The sequence below is a fragment of the Amycolatopsis sp. M39 genome (assembly GCF_001651785.1).
Classification (GTDB): Bacteria; Actinomycetota; Actinomycetes; order Mycobacteriales; family Pseudonocardiaceae; genus Amycolatopsis; species Amycolatopsis rubida.
In genome coordinates, this window is record NZ_LWSF01000060.1 from 1 (window position 1) to 1,540 (window position 1,540).

Annotated in this window: 1 protein-coding gene; it reads right to left on the reverse strand. The window is 66.8% G+C overall.

All coding sequences use genetic code 11. From position 1 onward, the window contains the following. On the reverse strand, positions 1-1,540 hold a 1,540-nt coding region (gene dnaE, locus A4R44_RS45120; RefSeq protein ID WP_157905179.1), incomplete at both ends, for a DNA polymerase III subunit alpha.

Below are 1,540 nucleotides of genomic sequence, written 5' to 3' on the forward strand. Positions count from 1 at the left end.
GGCCATGTACTCCGCGGTGTAGTTCGCCTTCAGATACGCCGTCCAGTACGCGATCAGGCCGTACGCGGCGGCGTGCGACTTGTTGAACGCGTACCCGGCGAACGGGAGAATCGTGTCCCACAGCGCCTTGACCGCTTCCGGCGAGAAGCCGCCCTCGACGAGCGGACTGGACTTCATGCCTTCTTCGAAGCCCTCGTACTCCTTCTCCAGGACTTCCTTCTTCTTCTTGCCCATCGCGCGGCGGAGCGTGTCCGCTCGGCCCATCGTGTAGCCCGCGACCTTCTGGGCGATCTGCATGATCTGCTCTTGGTAGACGATCAGGCCGTAGGTCTCGGACAGGATCTCCCGCAGCGGTTCCTCCAGCTGCGGGTGGATGGGTTTGATCTGCTGCCGGTTGTTCTTGCGGTCGGCGTAGTCGTTGTGCGCGTTCATGCCCATCGGACCGGGGCGGTACAGCGCGAGGACCGCGATGATGTCCTCGAACCCGGTCGGCTGCATGCGCCGCAGCAGGTCGCGCATCGCGCCGCCGTCGAGCTGGAACACGCCGAGCGTGTCGCCCCGGCCGAGGAGCTTGTACGCCTCGGGGTCGTCGAAGCCGAGCCGGTCGAGGTCGATCTCCTCGCCGCGGTTGGCCTTGATGTTCTCCAGCGCGTCGCCGATGACAGTCAGGTTGCGCAGGCCCAGGAAGTCCATCTTCAGCAGGCCGATGGCCTCGCACGACGGGTAGTCCCAGCCGGTGATGATCGAACCGTCGTCGCGCTGCCACACCGGGATCGCGTCGGTGAGCGGTTCGCTCGACATGATCACCGCGCAGGCGTGCACGCCCGCGTTGCGGATCAGGCCCTCCAGGCCGCGGGCGGTGTCGAAGATCGTCTTGCACTCTTCGTCGGTCTCGACCAGGGTGCGGACCTCGGCCGCCTCGGCGTAGCGCTCGTGCTTCGAGTCGACGATGCCCGACAGCGGAATGTCCTTCGCCATGATCGGCGGCGGCAGCGCCTTCGAAATCCGGTCCGCGATCGAGTAGCCGGGCTGGCCGAAGTGCACGCGGGCGGAGTCCTTGATCGCCGCCTTGGTCTTAATCGTGCCGAAGGTGATCACCTGCGCGACCCGGTCCGCGCCGTACTTGTCGGTGGCGTACCGGATCATCTCGCCGCGGCGGCGGTCGTCGAAGTCGATGTCGATATCGGGCATCGACATGCGCTCCGGGTTCAGGAACCGCTCGAACAGCAGCTTCTGCGGGATCGGGTCGAGGTTCGTGATGCCGAGCGCGTACGCGACGAGCGCGCCCGCCGCCGACCCGCGGCCGGGGCCGACCAGGATGCCGACCTCCCGCGCGTGCTGGATGAGGTCGGCGGTGATGAGGAAGTAGGACGGGAAGCCCTTGCCCTCGATGACGCCGAGTTCGTAGTCGCAGCGTTCCTCGTAGCCGTCCGGGACGCCTTCGGGGAACCGCCACTTGAGGCCCTCGGCCACCTGATGACGCAGCCAAGAGGCATCGGTGTGGCCCGCGGGGACGTCGAAGACCGGCATCCGGTCCTTG